Source organism: Butyrivibrio proteoclasticus B316, assembly GCF_000145035.1.
Lineage (GTDB): Bacteria > Bacillota > Clostridia > Lachnospirales > Lachnospiraceae > Butyrivibrio > Butyrivibrio proteoclasticus.
Genome location: NC_014387.1, coordinates 1,657,362 through 1,677,729 on the forward strand (window position 1 = coordinate 1,657,362; position 20,368 = coordinate 1,677,729).

Sequence of the window (20,368 nt, forward strand, 5' to 3'; positions counted from 1 at the left end):
GGGGATTTCCGATATGAATGCCAGTAATTTGCAGAAGAAGATCTCTTATAAAGAGAGAATCATCAGCAAAGTGGGGATGTTTAACCGTAAACATAAATACCTTTCTTTGTTTGGTTTGGCTTATGCTTTTATAGCTATTATTACTTATAATATTGCTTTTTATTTCTACAGGAATGTTAAAAGATTTACCTGTCTTGCTTGTATTGTCTTATTTTTCATTTCCAGTAGTAGTTTTTCATATCCGGCTATGTCGCTTAATATCAGTTTTGATTCTGAAATCATTCATGATGACAGTACTACAGGTGATGTAATTATTTCGGATGAAGAAATCGCTGAATCTGATGTGGAACTTGCACAGCAGGTGGAACTGGATTCAGAGGTTCTTATCGAGACGCAGGAGATAGTTAACCCCGATGTAACTGAAGCTGACCATCTTAATCAGGACAATCAGGCTTCTCTTGATGATATTCTTGAGGCAGGATTCGACGATGGCTCTGAGATTGTCATAGACGATGAAAACGTTGCTCTTGCGACAGATGATGCTTACCATGATATTTCTTTTAACAGAGATGATTGGAAGATTATGCTTGTTAATAAGCAGCATCCAATACCTGATGATTATGATTTTCCACTTGGAACAATAAGTGGCAGTATGAGGTGCGACGAGAGAATAATTCAGCCTCTTCTGGACATGATGAAGGCTGCAAGAAATGATGGGGTTAGTCTTATCATATGTTCTCCTTATAGGGATATGGACAGGCAGACAATGCTCTTTACAAATAAAGTTAACAGATATATGGATGCCGGTATGTCCTATATGGATGCTTATAACCTTGCTTCTCAGGCTGTAACAGTGCCAGGCTCATCTGAACATCAGGTTGGACTTGCGATTGATATCATAACTGATGGATATTCAAGCCTTGATGAGGGCTTTGGAAATACTGCTGCAGGTAGATGGCTGGCAGATAATAGTTATAAATATGGATTTATTTTAAGATACCCGGCAGGAAAAGAAGAAATAACCAGTATAGAGTTTGAACCATGGCACTTTAGATATGTTGGAGTTGACGCGGCGAGTGTTATGGCTCAAAATGGTATGTGCCTGGAAGAGTTCTGGAGTAATTACGTAGAGTGATCAAACAGACCCCGGCATAGTATTTAGATCCAGAGGTTATTATTTATATGTACAAAATTCTTAAAAAAGATGGCAGCGCAAAAAGAGCTGAATTTACAACTGTTCATGGCACAGTTCAGACTCCTGTATTTATGAATGTAGCAACAGTTGCTGCAATCAAGGGCGGCGTTTCTACTGAGGACCTTGAGGGTATTGACACTCAGGTTGTTCTTTCCAATACTTATCATTTGCATTTAAGACCAGGAGATGACGTGGTCTACAGAATGGGCGGATTACATAAATTTATGTCATGCAATAAGCCTATTTTGACAGATTCCGGCGGATTCCAGGTCTTTTCTCTTGCCAAGACCAGGAAGATCAAGGAAGAAGGCGTATATTTCCATTCTCATATAGATGGCCACAAATTGTTTATGGGGCCTGAGGAGAGTATGCGTATCCAGTCACATCTTGGGTCAACTATTGCGATGGCGTTTGATGAATGTCCTTCTGCCAAGGCTGAACATGAATATGTCCAGATGTCAGTTGACAGAACTACGAGATGGCTTGAACGCTGCAAAAAAGAGATGGACAGGCTTAACAGTCTTGAATATACGGTTAATCATGACCAGATGCTTTTTGGTATCAATCAGGGTGCGATTTTTGACGACATCAGAATAGAACATGCAAAGAGGATCAGCGAGCTTGATCTTGATGGATACGCAGTAGGCGGACTTGCAGTTGGTGAGTCACATGAGGAAATGTATCATGTTCTTGAGACAGTTGTTCCTTACCTTCCTGAGAATAAGCCAACATATCTTATGGGAGTCGGAACACCTGCAAATATTCTTGAAGCTGTAGAAAGAGGAGTTGACTTCTTTGACTGCGTATACCCAAGCAGAAATGGAAGACATGGTCATCTGTACACAAACAGAGGTCACATCAATCTTTTAAATGCAAGGTATGAACTTGATGATACTCCTATTGAAGAAGGCTGTAAGTGTCCGGCTTGCAGACGTTATTCCAAGGCTTATATAAGACATCTTCTCAAATCAGGTGAGATGCTTGGACTTAGACTTTGCGTTCTTCATAATCTATATTTCTACAATCATATGATGGAAGAAATAAGAGATGCCATTGACGCAGGAAGATTCCAGGAATACAAGAAAAATAAGCTATACGGAATGCAGGAATTTGATTCAGTTGTCAACACTGAGTATGCCAATATTGACAAGAACTGGAGAAAAGGATAAATTACTTGAATTTAAAACATATTTTTAGTAATATGTTTTGGTATATTATATTTTTGTTTGGAGGATGTTATGGGATTACTTTTGACTTCAGAAGCAGCAGCTTCTTCAGTTAACACATTGTTTATTATTGCTATTTATGTTGTTTTATTCGGATTTTTATACTTTATTATGATCCGTCCTCAGAGGAAAGAGCAGAAGCAGAAAGCTCAGACACTTGCTTCACTTGCTGTAGGCGATACAGTTAGAACAACAGGCGGATTTGTCGGTGTTATCCTTGATATTACTGATGATATGGTAATTGTTGAGTTCGGTAGCAACAAGAACTGCCGTATTCCTATGTACAAGGAAGCTATCGTAGAGGTTGAGAAGCCTGAGGATGCAATCGCTACAAATTCAGAGTCAACAGATTCTAAGAAGAAGTAATTAGATTTGTATCGAGAAAAGCCTGGTTGGTACTCCCAATCAGGTTTTTTTGAAAAAATGTCACTGTCACACGTTAAATTTATGACGTGACAAAATATTAGGAGGAGAAGCAGTATGAAGATGAATGTTACCTGTATTCCGGGGGATGGTATAGGACCAGAAATAGTTACTGAGGCCAAAAAGGTGCTTGATAAAGTATGTGCTGTATTCGGTCATGAGATTGAGTATAAAGATATTCTGATGGGAGGATGCTCTATCGATGCCTGTGGTGAACCTTTGACAGATCAGGCTATTGCAGATGCTAAGGCTGCAGACGCTGTTCTCATGGGATCTATTGGCGGAAATACTTCTACATCTCCATGGTATAAGCTTCCTCCACATCTGCGTCCGGAAGCCGGACTTCTTAAGCTTCGTAAGTCTCTTAATCTGTTTGCAAATTTGAGACCGGCATATTTATATCCTGAACTCAAGGATGCCTGCCCACTTAAGGAAGCCACTGGGGAAAAGGGATTTGACATGCTTATAATGCGAGAGCTTACAGGCGGACTCTATTTTGGTGACAGGAAGACCGAGGAAGTTGACGGTGAAATGGTTGCCACTGATACGCTTGTTTACAAAGAAAGCGAGATCAGGAGAATTGCTGTTAAAGCTTTTGATGTAGCAAGAAAGCGCAGGAAGAACGTGATCAGCGTTGATAAAGCCAATGTGCTTGATTCTTCAAGACTTTGGAGAAAAGTTGTGGAAGAGGTAGCTCTTGATTACCCGGATGTTACTCTTTCTCATATGCTTGTTGATAACTGCGCAATGCAGCTGGTCAAAGATCCATCACAGTTTGATGTTGTGCTCACTGAGAACATGTTTGGAGACATTTTATCAGATGAAGCCAGCATGATCACAGGATCAATAGGTATGCTTCCTAGTGCGTCATTAAACGATTCTAGCTTTGGATTGTATGAGCCAAGTCATGGAAGCGCACCTGATATTGCCGGTCAGAATATAGCAAATCCAATAGCAACCATTCTCTCAGCAGCCATGATGCTCAGATATTCATTTAACCTCGATAAAGAAGCTGATGCTATTGAAGAGGCTGTTAAAGAAATACTTAAAGATGGTTACCGAAGCGTTGATCTCATGCCTAAGGGATGTGAAGATAAGTTTACCAAAACTACATGTAGCCAGATGGGAGACTTAATTGCAGGACGAATTACTAATTGCTAAAACTGAAAAGAAAGTATATGAAATACTGCCTCATGATCCTGAAACTATGGCGGCTACGCTTTTTGTCATTGGAATGGCAGCGTATTATCTGTGGAGAATGTTTGTTATAACTCCTCAGCATGAAGAACTTGAGAGCTTTTTTCTTTTTATAAATAATGGGCCTTTGTATTCGGCGATGAACTGGCCTTCACCCAATAATCACATTGGTTATTCTGTATTATCTGCATTTTTGAACTATTTTGGTAATAATTATATAGGGCTACGCGGTGTTTCATTTATCTGTGCAATCAGTAATCTTATCCTGGTATACAGAATTTGTAAAAAATACTTTACACACGCAATGCCCTTTGGGGCGACAGTTCTATATGCTTCTATGCAGGTTGTCAGCGATTATGCCGTGCAGGGGCGCGGGTATACACTTGCGACTTTTTGTTTTCTGCTTGCCTTTTATTGTATTACGGAAATCTGCAAGCTCGGTGAGACCAAGAAGATTCATGTAGTTACTTTTATAATATGCGTAGTATACGGCGTATATACAACCCCGAGCAGTATATACTGGGCTGTTCCTGTTTGTCTTACAGCGCTGGTTTTCCTGTTTATTAACGGATTTAGGAGCAGGCAGGTATACGATAGCGATTCGGAGAATATTTATCTTCGAAAACTTAATAGCTTTCTTGCATCTGTCGGCGTGTGTATCTTTTCAACGTTGATGCTTTATACAGTTATTTGGCTGATGGTAGGGGCAAGACAACTTATAGGTACGGAAGGCTCGCAGTTTTTTGGTGATACTGACCTGACTGTTCTTATCAGGAATCCTGTACAGGCTCTTGGCACGGGAATTCGTTTTATGAATGATCAACGCAGAATGAGCATTGGAGAAGTTGATCTTTTCAGGGATATGTTTTTAACCTGGATAGTAGATCTGCTCAACTATATGCTTCCGGGACTATGGCTTATCCTTCTTGGATTTATCATTAGCGGTCTTATAATTATGATAACTGAATGCATAAGGCATTTTGCATATAGCAGAACAGTATTGAACCTGATGGCTATCATTAACATTGGCTATGTTATCCTTATTCTTATCAGTACGCATAATCTGCCGTCACTTAGGGGCTTTGGCTATGGTTCTTTTATTATGACAATATGCATATGTTCCACAGTGGAAAAGGTTATAAATGTCGGTGTCAGATCATACAACAAGTATGTAGGCGATGACAGACAGTCTGAAACTCATAGAGAAAATGAATATGTTAAGAGCACAGGTAAATGGTATGATGGAATAGGTGTTTATATCCCGGTGGCAGTAATAATATTATTGTTTGTAGTGAGGTTATTTGATAAGACATATACTTCACAGATTGCCACAAGAGAAAATGATATTCTAAATGCAATGTACATTGCTGATATTTCTCACAGAAAGAATCCTTGTGTTCTTGATATTGATCAGGACTATCTTTTGAATTTTGCATTTGATATTGATTGTCCTAATACAAATGTTAATGGATGTGATGTTGTTATACTTGATAGAAATCTGATGACTCCCGGCTATAATGGGGAATATGCCTCAAGGTTTTATCAGAGCTATGAAACCATTGATTGGGAATATCTTGATACTATGCATATCCAATATGAAAATGATTCAATTATTCTATATACGAGGTAAAGGAGAAAAGTATTATGGCTAAGAACAGTGACAGAGTTATGGAAGGCCTTCAACAGGCTCCACACAGAAGTTTATTTAATGCTCTTGGATTTACTGAGGAAGAGAGAAGAAAACCTCTTGTTGGTATTGTAAGCTCATATAACGAGATAGTTCCGGGGCACATGAACCTTGATAAGATTACAGAAGCTGTTAAGCTTGCGGTTGCTGAAGCGGGTGGTATGCCTGTAGTTGTTCCTGCTATTGCAGTATGCGATGGTATTGCTATGGGACATGTTGGAATGAAGTATTCTCTGGTTACCAGGGATCTTATCGCTGATAGTACCGAGTGTCTTGCCAAAGCACATGCTTTTGATGGAATGGTATGCATTCCAAACTGTGACAAGAATGTTCCCGGCCTTTTGATGGCTGCAGCCAGAGTGAATATTCCGACCGTATTTGTTTCCGGTGGTCCAATGATGGCTGGAAGAGTTGATGGACACAAGACATCTCTTTCATCTATGTTTGAGGCCGTTGGAAGTGTTTCTGCCGGCAAGATGACTCCTGAGAAGCTCTGCGAATATGAAGAAAAGGCATGCCCTACATGTGGATCCTGCTCCGGTATGTATACAGCTAACTCTATGAACTGTCTTACAGAGGCTATTGGAATGGGACTTCCCGGAAATGGTACAATTCCGGCTGTTTATTCAGCCCGCATCAGACTTGCCAAGCATGCAGGCTATGCAGTAATGAACCTTATAGAGAAGAATATAAGACCTAAAGATATTATGACAAGGGAAGCGTTCATGAATGCAATGGCTATGGATATGGCTCTTGGATGTTCTACAAATACGATGCTTCATTTACCTGCTATTGCCCATGAAGCAGGAGTTGAGCTTGATATGGAAATAGCCAATGAAGTTTCTGCAAAGACTCCTAATCTGTGCCATCTTGCACCTGCCGGCCCTACATATATGGAAGACTTAAATGAAGCAGGCGGTGTGCTTGCAGTAATGAGCGAACTCGTTAAGAAGAATCTTATCAATACAGATGTGATCACAGCCACAGGTAAGACTATCAAAGAAAACCTTGAAGGTGTCAGAAACCTTAATCCTGAGGTGATCAGACCAATTGAGAACCCATATATGCAGTCAGGCGGAATAGCCGTTCTCAAGGGAAATATCGCTCCTGATACAGGTATTGTCAAAAAGTCAGCTGTTGCTCCTGAGATGATGACACATGAAGGACCTGCAAGAGTATTTGACTGTGAAGAAGATGCGATTTCTGCTATTCTTGGGGGTAAGATTGTAGCAGGAGATGTTGTGGTTATCAGATATGAAGGACCTAAGGGTGGCCCAGGTATGAGAGAAATGCTCAATCCTACATCTGCAATTGCCGGTATGGGACTTGGCTCAACCGTAGCACTGATTACTGATGGAAGATTTTCCGGAGCGAGCCGCGGAGCCTCTATTGGACATGTGTCCCCTGAGGCGGCTGTGGGTGGACCGATTGCTCTTATTGAAGAGGGAGATATTATCAGCATTGATATTCCTAACAATGCCCTTAATGTTAAGGTTTCTGATGAAGAACTAGCTAAGAGAAGAGAAAAATGGCAGCCAAGAGAACCTAAGGTTAATACAGGTTATCTTGCTCGTTATAGAGAACTTGTTACATCAGGTAACAGAGGAGCTATTCTGGAAATTAAGAAATAATTTTGTCTTAGAAGGAGTATGAAAAAATGCAGCTTACCGGAGCACAGATTGTTCTTGAATGTCTCAAGGAACAGGGAGTTAACACAATCTTTGGATATCCTGGGGGAACTATATTAAATATTTATGACGAATTGTATAAGCAAAGTGATAACTTTTTGCACATTCTGACCAGCCATGAACAAGGGGCTGCCCATGCAGCTGATGGCTATGCTAGATCCACAGGAAAGGTTGGGGTTTGCTTTGCTACAAGCGGACCCGGTTCAACTAATCTCGTAACCGGAATTGCTACAGCATACATGGATTCTGTTCCCATGGTTGCTATAACCTGCAATGTTACCCTTCCTCTTTTGGGAAAGGATTCCTTTCAGGAGGTTGACATTGCCGGTATTACTATGCCGATTACCAAGCATGGGTACATTGTAAAAGATGTTAAAGAACTGGCTGATACTATTCGCAAGGCATTTAAGATTGCAAGAAGTGGAAGACCGGGACCTGTTCTGGTTGATATTACAAAAGATGTTACTGCCAAAACCTGTGATTTCAGACCTGTTGTAATAGCTGATGAAGAGCCGGCAAAGACTTTTAAGACAGATGATATTAATACTGCTGTCAAGATGATCAAGGCTTCTAAAAGACCATATATTTATGTCGGTGGCGGGGCAGTAATTTCAGGAGCATCTGAGGAACTAAAGAAATTTGCTGAGCTTGTTCAGGCACCTGTTTGCGATACCTTAATGGGCAAAGGTGCTTTTGACGGTACCAATAAGCTTTATACCGGAATGATAGGTATGCATGGTACTAAAACATCTAATTTTGGTGTAAGTGAATGTGATCTTTTAATAACTCTTGGTGCAAGATTTTCAGACAGAGTTACAGGTAATGCCAAGACGTTTGCTTCTAAGGCCAAGATTCTTCAGATTGATATAGATGCTGCCGAGATCAACAAGAATATTCATGTTAATTATGCTATAGTTGGAGACCTTAAGAAAGTTCTTGAGTGCATCAATTCCAAGCTTGATCAGATGGATCACAGCCAGTGGCTGGCTAAAATTGATGAGTATAAAGAAAAATATCCACTTTCCTATGATACAAGTAAACTTACCTGTCCTTATATTATCGAGGAACTTGATAAGCTGACTAAGGGAGATGCTATCATTACAACTGATGTTGGACAGCATCAAATGTGGGCTGCTCAGTATTATAAATATAGAGAGCCGAGAACTTTCCTTACAAGTGGAGGACTTGGCACAATGGGCTATGGCCTTGGAGCTTGCATAGGAGCCAAGGTCGCCAATCCCGATAAGCATGTGATCAATATTGCCGGTGACGGATGTTTTAGAATGAATATGAATGAACTTGCTACAGCGTCAAGATATGATCTTCCTGTTATTGAAATTGTTATAAATAACAGTGTTCTTGGCATGGTAAGACAGTGGCAGACTTTATTCTATGAACAGCACTATTCTCAGACAGTGTTCCATGATAAAGTAGACTATTGCAAGGTTGCAGAGGGACTTGGCTGCATGGCTATTCGTGTGACCAAGAAGAGTGAAGTTGTTCCTGCACTCAAAAAAGCTCTAAAATCTGATAAACCTGTGCTTATTGATTGTATAATAGAAGAAGACGATAAGGTATTTCCTATGGTTCCAGCTGGAGCATCTATTAGTGATGCTTTTGATGAGAAGGATCTATCTTCTAAGTCTGAATGATCACAGAAAGCTTTATTGTGTGAAATAAATGGTATTGTTTTGAGGAGCAAAATGAAAAAAAGAGGCCTGATAGCAGCGCTTATTATAGCGTGCGTTTTGGTTGCGGGTGGATCACTCTACGTATTCTTAAGTTTGTGGTACGAGGGTGTTTTTCCTGCGTTTATTTGGATCGGTGACATTTATTGCACCGGTAAGTCAATTGATGAGGTCAATGAGGAACTTGTTAATAAGTATCCTTATGATGGAATAAGAGTAATAGATATTTCAGGGGAAGAGCTCTTTATCTCAGCAGATGACATAGACATGCATTATTCATTTAAACCTTCTCTTGGTGTGATAATGGAGTGCAGAGGAGGATTTAAGTGGTGGCAGACTCTGTATCGCAAAAAGAATCTTGAAAGTGAAATAGCTCCAAACATTTCATTTGATGAGGATCTTCTTGCCTACAAGCTTCAGAATTGGGATGTACTTACGTCCAATGATGAACTTTATGCCAAACTTGTTAAAGGGGATAATGGCTATGAAATCGAATCCAATTATGACAACTTCCCCATTATGCAAAATATAGTTTTTAATGTTTTGGATGCCATATACAGGTATCAGACAGAAATCGATCTTTCTAAGGTGTATGAGATACAGACTGGTACTGTAACTGAGTATTCCCAAAATAACTATGAGGATATATCAAGCTTAATTGCCGTTGAACATGAGGACATAGTTCGTGAATTTGATAAGATTAACGAGCTTCAGTCCAAAGATATATCTTTTGGTATTTTCAGTGAGAAGATTATAGTCACCCCTAATGATATATGCAGCTTTTTCCTTACTAGCGGAGATCTTGAGGAGGCACTTTCTGAAAAGAACACCAAAAAGGGCGATGGACAAGGTTTGTTTATTGTTGGTGGTGAAGAAAAAGAACTGTCTGAAGAAGATAGTTTTTATGACAACAACGGTCTCATAGAAGATGAAAACGGTAATATCATAATATCCGAGAGCAGGATTTATGCCTATGCTGAGGAACTTGCTGATAAATATACCACAGGCTGGTGTATGGAACGCTATAGAAAGGGAGTTTCAGATATCATTCTCATTGGAAATGGTAAAAAAGGCGATGGGTCGCTTGTTGACAGAAATGCGGTATTTAAAAGTGTTAAGAATGCATTTCTTGTAAGCGGCAGCTTGGATACCGAGGAGAGAGCGGTAGATGCTTCTGAAGAAGGCACCGGGGATATTTTTGTGAAAGGCATTAGAGAGTTTAATGCCAAAGAAATGCTCGGAAAAACATACATTGAAGTGGATATGAACAAACAGCACCTTTATTACTATGTGGATGGCATTCTCAATATGGATATGCCTGTTGTTACCGGCAATGTTAATAGAGGACGCGCTACGCCTACCGGAATTTTTGATGTATACAATAAACGCTATCACACTTATTTGAGGGGCGCTGACTATGTGTCTTATGTGAATTACTGGCTTGGTGTTAATAAAGGAGTTGGCATTCATGATGCAAACTGGCGCAGCAAATTTGGCGAAGAAATATATAAAACTGACGGATCTCATGGATGCATAAATTGTCCTGAAGAAAAAGTATCACTTCTGTGGGAAGTTGTAGAGGTTGGGACACCTGTTGTCCTGTATTACTGATAAATACTTGAAGACTAAATTATTACTGGTAGTTTTTTTATCCGAAAACTACCAGTATTTTTTGTAAAATTACTAGAAATTTGTCAAAATAAATCATTTAATAACATTAATTATTGAATGACGATATTGACAAATTTTTTTTTGATAATACAATGTTTTTAAGGCTTGAATTTATCAGTTTAAACGGATAAAGAATTTTATCTATTAATCGTTAATGTAGCCAAAATACATGATCAGGAGGAGTAATATATGTCACGAGTTTACAATTTTTCTGCCGGACCAGCAGTTTTACCTGAGGAGGTTCTCAAACAGGCTGCTGCAGAGATGCTTGATTACAATGGATGTGGAATGTCTATCAACGAGATGAGCCACAGATCCAAGACCTTTGATAATGTTATCCAGACTGCTGAACAGGATATCAGAGATCTTATGAATATCCCTGATAACTACAAGGTGCTATTTTTACAGGGCGGAGCAAGCCAACAGTTTGCAGCTATTCCCCTTAATCTTATGAAGAATAAGAAGGCTGCATACATTATCACCGGACAGTGGGCCAAGAAAGCTTATCAGGAAGCACAGAAATATGGCGAAGCTATAGAAGTGGCCTCGAGTGCAGACAAGACATTCTCATATATCCCTGATTGTTCAGATCTGGATATTCCGGAAGATGCTGATTATGTATACATTTGCGAGAATAATACGATTTATGGAACTAAGTTTAAGACACTTCCTAATACCAAGGGCCATATTCTTGTTTCGGATGTTTCATCCTGCTTTTTATCAGAACCTGTAGATGTTACCAAGTATGGCGTTATCTACGGTGGAGTTCAGAAAAACGTAGGACCAGCCGGACTTGTCATCAGCATTATCAGGGAAGACCTCATAACAGATGATGTTCCATCCTACACACCTACAATGCTCAAGTGGAAAACACAGGCAGATAACGGATCTTTATATAACACACCTAACTGCTGGAGCATTTATATGTGCGGCCTTGTGTTCAAATGGCTCAAAGAGCAGGGAGGCCTCGAGGAAATGAAGAAGAGAAATGAAGCCAAAGCCAAGATTCTCTATGATTATCTTGATCAGAGCAAGATGTTTAAGGGGACAGTAAGACCTGAGGATCGTTCTCTTATGAATGTGCCATTTGTTACAGACAGCGAGGAGCTTAATGCTAAGTTTATAGCAGAAGCTACAAAGGCAGGCTTTGTAAGCCTTAAGGGACACAGAACTGTAGGCGGAATGAGAGCAAGTATCTACAATGCAATGCCTATCGAGGGTGTTCAGAAGCTTGTTGACTTCATGGATGAATTTGAAAAGAACAATTGATTGATATTTAGGAGGGAATAGACGTGTACAAGTATAAATGCATGAATCCGATCGCCAAGATTGGTCTTAATAATTTTACTGACAAGTATGAGGCCGTAGATAATGTAGATGACGCTGACGGAATCCTTGTCAGAAGTGCTAACATGCTGGAAATGGATTTTTCTGATAACCTTCTTGCGATTGCACGCGCCGGTGCCGGCGTTAACAATATTCCGATTGATAAATGTGCCGGAAAAGGAATAGTTGTTTTTAACACTCCGGGAGCTAATGCTAACGGTGTTAAGGAAATGGTACTTGCTGCTATGTTACTTGCAAGCCGAGATATCATTGGCGGAACAGAGTGGGTTAAGGCAAATGCAGGTGATCCGGATATTGCTAAGCTTACAGAGAAGAGCAAAAAGAAATTTGCCGGAACTGAGATCTTTGGTAAAAAGCTTGGAATCATCGGACTTGGCGCTATTGGTGTAAGAGTCGCAAATGCGGCAAGACAGCTGGGCATGGAGGTATATGGATATGATCCATATCTTTCAATTGATGCGGCATGGAGACTGTCTTCAGATGTTAAGCATGTTACTAATGTTGATGATATTTACTCTAAGTGCGATATTATTACAATTCATGTTCCTGCCCTTGATTCTACAAAGGGTATGGTTAATGAGGCTGCTATTTCCAAGATGAAGAAGGGAGTGATCCTCATCAACCTTGCAAGAGATATTCTTTGTAATGAAGCAGATGTTCTTGCGGGAATCAATTCCGGAAAGATCCGCAAATATGTAACTGATTTCCCAAATCCTACTATTGCAGGACATGACGGATGCATTGTTATTCCTCACCTTGGAGCTTCAACTGAGGAATCTGAAGATAACTGTGCTGTTAAGGCGGTTCTTGAACTCAAGGATTATCTCGAAAATGGTAATATTAATAACTCTGTTAATCTTCCTAACTGTGATATGGGAGTGTGCGCCGGACCAAGACTTGCCATCATCCACAAGAATGTAGCCAATATGATCAGTCAGTTTACATCATTCCTTGGAAATGCGGGTTACAATATCAAGGATATGAGCAATAAGTCAAGGGGAGACTATGCATATACACTAATTGACCTTGAAGATGAGATTGAAGATGCAATTGTAAGTAAGATAGAAAAAATCGATGATGTAATAAGAGTGAGAATAGTTCGCAAGGACGTGTAAAATCACTTATTTATGCTATAATTATCGGGTGGGAATCAGATTCCTGCCCGATTTTTACATTCGGACATCATTAATATTTTTATTATAGTTTGTTGTTTAGACTTTTTGTTGGGAGGACTATTATGGCTGATATCAAGCCTTTTAAGGCATTTAGACCGGCACAGGGTCTTGAGGGGAAAATAGCATCTTTACCTTATGATGTTTTTAACAGACAGGAAGCTTATGAAAAGGTACAAAGAGAGCCGGATTCATTTCTTGCTATAGACAGGCCTGAAACACAGTTTGAGCCGGGACATGATATGTATGCTCGGGAAGTTTATGACAAGGCCCGGGACATGCTACAGGCCAAAATGGCAGATGGCTCTTTTATACAGGATGAGAACCCTTGCTATTACATATATGAGCAGACTATGAATGGACGAACTCAGACTGGAATTGTCGCTTGTGCTTCCATTGATGATTATCTGGGTAATGTTATTAAAAAGCATGAGAACACCAGAGAGGAAAAGGAACAGGACAGGATAAATCATGTTTATACCTGTCAGGCTCAGACTGGCCCTATTTTTCTCTGCTACAGGAAGAATAAGCTGATCTCGGATCTTGTTGATAAGGTTAAAGAGGTTGATGAACCTATATATGATTTTGTTTCTGAAGATGGTGTCAGAAATAGGATCTTTATTATCTCTGATCTTGAGGAAACCGAGACTATTTGCAGGGTATTTACTACTATTAATTCTATTTATATAGCTGACGGACATCACAGATGTGCTTCTGCGGTCAAGGTTGGACTGAAAAAAAGAAAAGAGCTTGAAGGAAAAATTCGAGGAAAACTTGATTCTGACTATTTCCTGTCAGTTCTTTTCCCTGATGATGAGCTTATGATCATGGACTATAACAGAGTCGTCAAGGACCTTAATGGCTTATCTTCCAGCGAGTTTATGGATAAGCTAAAGAATTTGTTTGAAGTCACTGAGTCAGATGCTCAGGTTAAGCCATCTTGTAAAGGGGAATACGGGCTTTATCTTGACAATAAGTGGTACAGGCTTAATGCCAAAGATAGTATCAAATCATCGGATCCGGTAAAAGGGCTTGACGTATCGGTGCTACAGGATAATGTACTAGGACCGGTTCTTGGAATCGGAGATCCGAGGACAGATAAGAGAATAGATTTTGTTGGCGGCATCAGGGGACTTGATGAACTTGAAAAGAGATGCCATACAGACTGCAAACTTGCGTTTTCTCTTTATCCAACATCTATTTCCGAGCTGTTTGACGTGGCGGATGCAGGGCTTTTGATGCCTCCTAAGTCTACCTGGTTTGAGCCCAAGCTTCTTAGTGGCTTGTTTATACATGGCATTTGATTTTGTGTTAATAATATACACAATTAGTGATAAAATTATATGAGTTCTGAAAAATATATCATCTGGAGGGGAATGCAGTGACAAGTAAACTGTATAAAATGATGAACTGGCCCGAGATTGAAGAGATTATCTATTCTGATGGCGATAATCCTCATAGAATACTCGGCGCACATAAAGTTGGGAGCAGTTATCTGATTCAGGCTTTTTATCCTGATGCAGATACTATTAAAGTGAGGGTTGAGCAGACAGGCAAGGAATATGAGATGGAACTTGCGGATGAGGCAGGTTTTTTTGCAGCGCTGATTCCTTATACTGATAAGCTCAAATATAAGTTTGTTATCAAGGACGCAGAGGGTAAGGAGATTGTCAAAGATGATCCCTATGCCTTCGGACCTCTTATGGATAGAGAGGATTTCATTAAATTCGGAAGTGGCATTCACTACCATATTTATGAGAAACTTGGCGCTCATCCTATGGTCAGAAATTCAGTTGCAGGTACAGAGTTTGCTGTATGGGCGCCTTCTGCTGCAAGAGTCAGTGTTATTGGAGACTTTAACAATTGGGATGGCAGAACATGCCAGATGCACAGACTGGATCCTATAGGCATCTTTGAGATTTTTATTCCGGGAGCTGCGGAAGGTGATGGATACCAGTTTGAAATTAAGACCAGAAGCGGACTTGTCTATAAAAGACCGGATCCTTTTGCTTTTGAATCAAAAGGAGAAAATGGAGTTATTTCTGTTGTCAGAAGTCTGAAGCAGATCAGATGGACTGATGAGAAATGGCTTGCGCAGCGCAGCAAATTTGAACTCGATGAAGACCCGCTTTCAATTTGTGAGATTTCTCTTGAGGCATTTGCTGACAGACATAATGATAAGAGCAGTATGAAGGAAATTACTGCCGATATTCTTGAGTATGTCAAGAACCATGGCTTTAACACTATTGAACTTATGCCTGTAATGAAGCATCTTCCGGGACATTTTTATCATATCATGGACTTTTTTGCCCTGGATAATTCAAGCGGAAATACAAATGAGTTTATGGAATTCGTTAATACCATGCATAATTCCGGTGTCAGAGTGATCCTTGACTGGGTTCCGACATTTTTCCCTAAGTCATCATGCGGGCTTAGTGATTTTGACGGAAGGCCTCTGTTTGAGTATGAAGATCCCAGAATTGGAGTTCATCCCAAGTCAGGAGATATGATCTTTGACTATGGACGTAAGGAGGTTACTAACTTCCTTATTACAAACGCTCTTTACTGGATTGAGAATTTCCATATTGATGGTCTTAGAACATCCGACATTTCAAGAATTCTATACCTTGATTATGACAGAAAACCCGGTGAGTGGCTGCCTAATATCTATGGCGGTAATGAGAATCTTGAGGCTCTTGAATTCCTCAAACAGTTCAATACTATTATTCACAAGAATAATCCGGGAATTATAACAATTACCAAAGAAACAGCCTGCTGGCCGCAGCTTACAGACAGTGTAGATGAGGGCGGACTTGGCTTTGACTTTAAGTGGAACAATGGTTGGACAAGAGATTTCCTTTCATATATGCAAAATGATCCTCTATTTAGAGCAGGACATCACGATGAGCTGACATTCAGTCTCATATATAGCTATACTGAGAGGTTTGTACTAGCATTTACTCACGAGGATGTTGAAAAGGGACTCGAGGGCCTGTATTATCTGATGCCTGGTGATTCCTCACAGAAGATGGCTAATTTGCGACTTGCTCTTTCGTTTATGATGGTACACCCCGGACGTAAGCATCTGTACATGTCGCCTGATGCCCTTACAATTGATCAGTCTGTGTTTGTGGAGAATATCCTCAAAAAGCTTAATGAACTTTATTATGATCACGATGCTCTTCACGAACTTGATGGATCTGATAAGGGATTTGAATGGATCAACAATATGGCTTCTGATCAGTGCATGCTTTCATTTATCAGAAAGAGTACCGGTGACATGGAAACTCTTCTTGTTGTCGCTAATATGGCAGGAGTTGAGAGAGAATATGAGATTGGTGTTCCTGTAGATGGAAGATACACTGAGATATTTAACAGCGATAACCTCAGTTATGGCGGAACAGGTATCTTAAATGAAGGCAGGATTGAATCAAAGAGAAATGATATAGATGGCAGAAATTACAGCATTTCTATTAAGATTGCTCCTGTTTCTCTTGCTATCTTTAGCTTTACTCCTTATACAGAGCAGGAAAAGAAAATCCGTGCAATTAAGGAAGAAGAGGAAATAAGGAAAGAAAAAGAGCGCCAGGAAGCTTTAGAAGCTCTTAAGGAAAAACAGAGCCTCGAGGAGCAGAAACTCCTTGAACAGCTCAAGCTCAAATATGAAAAAGAGCTTGCGGAGCAGGAAAAAGCTATTGAAGAAAAATATGAGAAGATTGAGGAAGAGAGAATCTTTAGCATTGTCACAGATGCTGCCGTAAAGGGACTTAGCGCAGGAAAAAAGGCTGCGGACAGCAAAAAGACAGCTAAGTCTGCAGATAAGGTATCCAAGACATCATCCAGGACCGGCTCAAAGGAAACTTCAAAAACAGCAAAAAAGCCTGTTCCTAAAAAGACAAGCGGTAAATCCAAGAAATAATGACATAAAATCCTCTGCAAGATAAGTTCTTGCAGAGGATTTTATAAGTTGCTCTTGTATATTGCATTTCTCAAATGTATAATAAAATTTGTGTTTTGACACAAGCTGGAATGGCGCAGTTGGTAGCGCAACTGATTCGTAATCAGTAGGTCGAGGGTTCGAGTCCCTTTTCCAGCTTCTTTATTTTTGTAAAAGTAAATAATATTTTGTGATATAATTTAATATGAATTAATGTTTCACAGAGCAAAATTGCCTTAGGTTTCATATTGTATGGAACGAGGCAATGATATAGAGAGGATGAGAAATGAAAGATTTAAAAGATTACGTAAGAACAATACCTGATTTTCCTGAGAAAGGAATCATGTTCAGAGACATTACCTCTGTACTTCAGGATCCTGATGGCTTCCATCTTGCAATTGAGACAATGCAGAATATGGTAGCTGATCTTGATTTTGATGTTGTACTTGGAGCAGAATCAAGAGGTTTTATCTTCAGTGCACCTATCGCTTACAACAGAGGCAAGGCACTTGTTCCTGTACGTAAAAAAGGTAAGCTTCCATGCGAGACTATTGAGGTTGAGTACGACCTTGAGTATGGTAAGGCTGTCCTTGAGCTTCACAAGGATGCTATCAAACCTGGTCAGAAGGTTCTTCTTGTTGATGACCTTATGGCAACAGGCGGTACAATTGAAGCTATGATCAAGCTTGTTGAGAAACTTGGCGGAGAAGTTGCAGGTGTTGCAGTTCTCATGGAACTTAAGGGACTTAACGGTAGAGAGAGAATTAAGAATTACAGACTTGATGCAGCTATTAGCTATGAAGGGAAGTAATTAGATGCCCCAGAATTTCGACGATGGTAAAATTGAAGCCATAGAGGAGTTCCTTACACCTGATACATTGTATGAAGGGCTTATCAAGAGGGTCAGGAAATATCATCCATCGGATGATATTTCCCTTATTGAAAAAGCATACAATCAGGCTGCGGAAGCTCATCAGGGACAGTTACGTAAATCAGGTGAACCTTACATAATTCACCCTCTTTGCGTTGCTATAATCCTTGCTGACTTGGAAATGGATAAAGAGACCATAGCAGCAGGGCTTCTTCATGATGTCGTTGAAGATACCATCTGCACCAAGGAAGAAATTCAGGAATCTTTTGGAGCTGATGTTGCTCTTTTGGTAGATGGAGTTACCAAACTGACAGCTTTGCAGTTGTCTACTGATAACACTAACAAGACTCAGGAACAGATTGATATGCAGGCTCAGAATCTGCGTAAAATGTTCCTTGCTATGGCTAAAGATATCAGAGTTATTCTGATCAAACTGGCCGACAGACTCCATAATATGAGGACTCTTGCGCATATGCCGCCTGAGAAGCAGCAGAGGATTGCCCAGGAGACTCTTGATATCTATTCGCCTATTGCAGGCAGACTTGGTATCAGCAGGATCAAGGTTGAACTTGATGACCTGTCTTTGAAATATCTTAAACCTGATGTTTACTATGATCTTGTAGATAAGGTTTCCATTAGAAAAAGTGAAAGAGAAAAATATGTAGAGGACATTTGCGAGAATGTCAGAGATGCCATTAAAACAGCCGGAATAGAAGGTGAAGTTAATGGCAGGGTTAAGCATTTCTTTAGTATTTATAAGAAAATGCGTAATCAGAATAAGACTCTTGATCAGATTTATGATCTGTTCGCTATCAGGATAATTGTAGCGACTGTCAAAGACTGTTATGCGGCTCTTGGCGTGATCCATGAAATGTACAAGCCTATTCCCGGCAGGTTCAAGGATTATATTGCCATGCCTAAGCCTAATATGTACCAGTCTCTTCACACTACACTTATAGGACAGACCGGACAGCCTTTTGAAATTCAGATCAGAACTTATGATATGCATAAGGCAGCTGAATACGGTATTGCTGCTCACTGGAAATATAAGGAAACATCAGATGGCAAGAAGGCAGAGAATGGTGAAGAAGAGAAGCTTACCTGGCTGCGTCAGATCCTTGAATGGCAACAGGATATGTCTGACAATCAGGAATTCATGAATCTTCTTAAGAGTGATCTTAACCTGTTTTCAGATGATGTTTATTGCTTTACACCTACAGGAGAAGTCAAAAACCTTCCTGCAGGCTCTACACCTATTGATTTTGCATATAGTGTTCACAGTGCTGTCGGCAACAAGATGATTGGCGCTAAAGTTAACGGCAAACTTGTTCCTATAGATTACAAGATCCAGAATGGTGACAGAATAGAGATTGTTACCAGCCAGAATTCCAGAGGACCAAGTAGAGACTGGCTGTCTATTGCCAAGGCTACTTCTACCAAGAACAAGATCAATCAATGGTTCAGACATGAGCTTAAGGAAGAGAATATTGCCAGAGGTAGAGAGCAGCTTATTGAATACTGTAAGAGTAAGGGCATAGATCTTTTTGCAATTACCAAACCTGAATATCAGGATATCATTACGAGAAAATATGGTTTCCATGACTGGGAAGCAATTCTTGCAGCTGTAGGTCACGGGGGACTTCGTGAAGGCCAGATCATCAACAAGATGCTGGAACTTGGCGACAAGGAGCATAAGAGGAATATTACTGATGAAGAGGTTCTTGCTGCTGTAGCTGAATCCAATGTTACTCCTCAGGTTTCAAGCTCTGATAATGCCATTATTGTTAAGGGAGTTCACGATGTTGCAGTCAGATTCTCTAAATGCTGCAATCCTGTTCCGGGAGATGATATTTGCGGCTTTGTTACACGTGGCAGAGGAGTTTCTATTCATAGAAAAGACTGTGTCAATGTGATCAAGATGCAGGAAGAGGATAGAACAAGACTCATCGAGGCTAAGTGGCAGTCCGATACCTCAGGTCCTGGCGGTAAATACGCTGCGACCATTAAGATTTTTGCCAATAACAGAAGCGGACTTCTTGCAGATATTTCCAGAACTTTGTCTGAGAAAGATATTGATATTATTTCTATGAATACCAGAACAAGCAAGCAGGGACTTGCTACAATGGAAACTTCTTTCCAGGTATCTTCAAGAGACCAGCTCCGCGAGATTGTTGATAAGATCAGACAGATAGATAGTGTTATTGACATAGAGAGAACTACAGGGTAATAGCTGTAGTTTTTCTTTTATTTGATTGAATATTATTGG

The 20,368-nt window shown here is 40.1% G+C and carries 14 protein-coding genes and 1 tRNA gene; all 15 read left to right on the forward strand.

Features of this window, described 5'->3' with window-relative positions; all coding sequences use genetic code 11:
• Positions 1-13: 13 nt before the first annotated feature.
• The 15 genes from BPR_RS19745 (at position 14) to BPR_RS06855 (ending at position 20,329) form a co-directional block, all read left to right on the forward strand.
• Positions 14-1,135 carry a M15 family metallopeptidase gene (locus BPR_RS19745; protein ID WP_013280725.1) on the forward strand — a complete coding sequence of 374 codons (1,122 nt, stop codon included), beginning with the start codon at positions 14-16 and terminating at the stop codon, positions 1,133-1,135.
• 47 nt (positions 1,136-1,182) lie between these two features.
• Positions 1,183-2,364: a tRNA guanosine(34) transglycosylase Tgt gene (gene tgt, locus BPR_RS06790; RefSeq protein ID WP_013280726.1), complete on the forward strand. Its 1,182-nt coding sequence runs from the start codon at positions 1,183-1,185 to the stop codon at positions 2,362-2,364.
• 69 nt (positions 2,365-2,433) lie between these two features.
• On the forward strand, positions 2,434-2,787 hold the full coding sequence (gene yajC / locus BPR_RS06795) for a preprotein translocase subunit YajC (RefSeq protein ID WP_013280727.1): 354 nt from the start codon (positions 2,434-2,436) through the stop codon (positions 2,785-2,787).
• Positions 2,788-2,901: 114 nt separating this feature from the next.
• Complete coding sequence (leuB, locus tag BPR_RS06800; RefSeq protein WP_013280728.1) at positions 2,902-4,005, forward strand: 3-isopropylmalate dehydrogenase; 1,104 nt, start codon at positions 2,902-2,904, stop codon at positions 4,003-4,005.
• Positions 3,980-5,671 carry a glycosyltransferase family 39 protein gene (locus BPR_RS06805; RefSeq protein ID WP_013280729.1) on the forward strand — a complete coding sequence of 564 codons (1,692 nt, stop codon included), beginning with the start codon at positions 3,980-3,982 and terminating at the stop codon, positions 5,669-5,671. The genes leuB and BPR_RS06805 overlap by 26 nt, the downstream gene beginning before the upstream one ends.
• 14 nt (positions 5,672-5,685) lie before the next feature.
• Positions 5,686-7,359: a dihydroxy-acid dehydratase gene (gene ilvD, locus BPR_RS06810; protein WP_013280730.1), complete on the forward strand. Its 1,674-nt coding sequence runs from the start codon at positions 5,686-5,688 to the stop codon at positions 7,357-7,359.
• 26 nt (positions 7,360-7,385) lie between these two features.
• A complete protein-coding gene (gene ilvB, locus BPR_RS06815; RefSeq protein ID WP_013280731.1) occupies positions 7,386-9,068 on the forward strand; it encodes a biosynthetic-type acetolactate synthase large subunit in 1,683 nt (560 codons plus the stop codon).
• Between the two features lie 51 nt (positions 9,069-9,119).
• Positions 9,120-10,715 carry a L,D-transpeptidase gene (locus BPR_RS06820; RefSeq protein WP_042256720.1) on the forward strand — a complete coding sequence of 532 codons (1,596 nt, stop codon included), beginning with the start codon at positions 9,120-9,122 and terminating at the stop codon, positions 10,713-10,715.
• 249 nt (positions 10,716-10,964) lie between these two features.
• Positions 10,965-12,044 carry a 3-phosphoserine/phosphohydroxythreonine transaminase gene (gene serC, locus BPR_RS06825; RefSeq protein ID WP_013280733.1) on the forward strand — a complete coding sequence of 360 codons (1,080 nt, stop codon included), beginning with the start codon at positions 10,965-10,967 and terminating at the stop codon, positions 12,042-12,044.
• Between the two features lie 23 nt (positions 12,045-12,067).
• Positions 12,068-13,237: a phosphoglycerate dehydrogenase gene (locus BPR_RS06830; RefSeq protein WP_013280734.1), complete on the forward strand. Its 1,170-nt coding sequence runs from the start codon at positions 12,068-12,070 to the stop codon at positions 13,235-13,237.
• 122 nt (positions 13,238-13,359) lie between these two features.
• Positions 13,360-14,598 carry a DUF1015 domain-containing protein gene (locus BPR_RS06835; RefSeq protein WP_013280735.1) on the forward strand — a complete coding sequence of 413 codons (1,239 nt, stop codon included), beginning with the start codon at positions 13,360-13,362 and terminating at the stop codon, positions 14,596-14,598.
• A gap of 77 nt (positions 14,599-14,675) precedes the next feature.
• Complete coding sequence (gene glgB / locus BPR_RS06840; protein ID WP_013280736.1) at positions 14,676-17,213, forward strand: 1,4-alpha-glucan branching protein GlgB; 2,538 nt, start codon at positions 14,676-14,678, stop codon at positions 17,211-17,213.
• Positions 17,214-17,317: 104 nt separating this feature from the next.
• Positions 17,318-17,390: transfer RNA gene (locus tag BPR_RS06845), tRNA-Thr, on the forward strand.
• A gap of 127 nt (positions 17,391-17,517) precedes the next feature.
• On the forward strand, positions 17,518-18,042 hold the full coding sequence (locus tag BPR_RS06850) for an adenine phosphoribosyltransferase (protein ID WP_013280737.1): 525 nt from the start codon (positions 17,518-17,520) through the stop codon (positions 18,040-18,042).
• 4 nt (positions 18,043-18,046) lie between these two features.
• Positions 18,047-20,329: a RelA/SpoT family protein gene (locus BPR_RS06855; protein ID WP_013280738.1), complete on the forward strand. Its 2,283-nt coding sequence runs from the start codon at positions 18,047-18,049 to the stop codon at positions 20,327-20,329.
• The last annotated feature ends 39 nt before the right edge of the window (positions 20,330-20,368 follow it).